Origin of the sequence: Streptomyces sp. Ncost-T10-10d (genome assembly GCF_900091955.1) — a bacterium.
Classification (GTDB): Bacteria; Actinomycetota; Actinomycetes; order Streptomycetales; family Streptomycetaceae; genus Streptomyces.
In genome coordinates this window covers 1-1,937 of record NZ_FMDF01000121.1, presented here as the reverse complement: position 1 = coordinate 1,937, position 1,937 = coordinate 1, and the positions used below count along the sequence as shown (strand labels likewise).

At 72.3% G+C, this 1,937-nt stretch carries 1 protein-coding gene; it reads left to right on the top strand.

Going from position 1 to position 1,937, the window contains the following annotated elements:
* Positions 1 to 1,937, top strand: a 1,937-nt coding sequence (locus GA0115254_RS19825) for a condensation domain-containing protein (protein WP_141720869.1), incomplete at both ends; no start/stop codon positions are given.

Here is a 1,937-nt window from a genome sequence, read left to right as displayed (position 1 = left end):
CCGGGCATGGTGGCGGCGCAGGTCGAGAGGCTCGGCGTGACGGCGGGCAGCCGGGTGCTCCAGTTCGCCTCGCCCAGCTTCGACGCATCGTTCTGGGACCTGTGCAGCGCCCTGCTCACCGGTGCCGCCCTCGTCCTGGCCCCGTCCGAGGCCCCGCTGGAGGCCCTGACGGACCGCCGGCTCGACGTCACCCATGTGACGCTGCCGCCCTCGGCCCTGGCGGCGATGGACGGCGCCGACGTCACGGCTGCCACCCTGGTGGTGGCGGGTGAGGCCTGCCCGCCGGAGCTGGTGGCCCGGTGGGCGCCGGCGCGCCGGATGATCAACGCGTACGGTCCGACGGAGACGACGGTGTGCGCGACGATGAGCGACCCGCTGTCCCCGGGGTCGGATGTGCCACCGATCGGCAGACCGGTCGCGGGTTTCCGGGCATATGTGCTGGACGAGCGGATGCGCATCGTGCCGCCGGGTGTGGTGGCGGAGTTGTACGTCGCGGGGGCGGGCCTGGCGCGTGGGTACCTGAACCGGGCGGGGCTGACGGCCGGACGGTTCGTCGCCTGCCCGTTCGGCACGGCAGGTGAACGCATGTACCGCACGGGCGACCTGGTGCGCCGGTGCGCCGACGGTGAGCTGGAGTACGTCGGCCGCGCCGACGACCAGGTGAAGGTGCGCGGCTTCCGCGTCGAGCTCGGCGAGATCGAGGCAGCCCTGGCCGAGCACCCCGCAGTCGCCCATGCCGCCGTCCTCGCACAGGACGACCGGCTCGTCGGCTACGTGGCAGCGCGTCCCGACGCTGTCGTACGGCCGGCGGAGCTGACGGCGTATCTGCGCGACCGCGTGCCGGACTACCTGGTGCCGTCGGCGTTCGTGTTGCTGGATGTGCTGCCGCTGACGGTGAACGGGAAGCTGGACCGTGCAGCGCTGCCCGCGCCCGAACCGGGGACGGTCGGGGGCAGCCGCGCGCCGCGCACACCGCAGGAGCAGATCCTGTGCGAGTTGTTCGCCGAGGTGCTGGGCGCGTCGCGGGTCGGGGTCGACGACGACTTCTTCGACCTGGGCGGGCACTCCCTGCTCGCCACCCGGCTGGTCGCACGGATTCGCTCGGTGCTTGGCGTGGAGCTGGGGTTGCGCGCGCTCTTCCAGGCGCCCACTGCGGCGGGAGTGGCCGAAGCGTTGGCCGAGGCCGGGCGCGCTCGCCCGGCGCTGACGGCGCACGTACGGCCGGAAGCGGTACCGCTTTCTTTCGCCCAGCGCCGGCTCTGGTTCCTGCACCGCATGGACGGCACCGCCGCGACCTACCACATTCCGCTGGCGCTTCGGCTGACCGGGACGCTGGACACAACGGCGCTGAACGAGGCGCTCGCCGACGTGGTGGCCCGGCACGAGAGCCTGCGGACGGTGTTCCCGGAGGTCGACGGCGTACCGTGCCAGCGTGTCCTGGATCCAGGAGCGACCCGGCCCCGGGTTCGGTCGACCGAGGTGTCGCAGGCCGAACTGCCGGAGCGGCTCGCCGAGTTCGCCCGGCAGCCTTTCGACCTTGCGGTGGAAATGCCGTTGCGGGCGGAGCTGTTCGCGCTCGCACCGCAGGAGCATGTGCTGCTGGTGGTCATGCACCACATCGCCGGTGACGGCTGGTCCACCGGCCCGCTGGCCCGCGACCTTGCCGCGGCCTACGCGGCTCGGCGCGAGGGTCGCACACCGAGCTGGCCGGTCCTGCCGGTGCAATACGCCGACTACACGCTGTGGCAGCGCGATCTGCTCGGTGACGCCGCCGATCCGGGGAGTCGGTTTGCCAAGCAACTCGATTATTGGAAGAGGCAGTTGTCCGACCTGCCGGAGCTTCTCCAGCTGCCCGCCGACCGGTCGCGGCCGGCCGTCGCCCGCTGGCACGGAGACCAGGTCGGCCTGGATCTGACTCCCGAACTGCATGCGGTTTT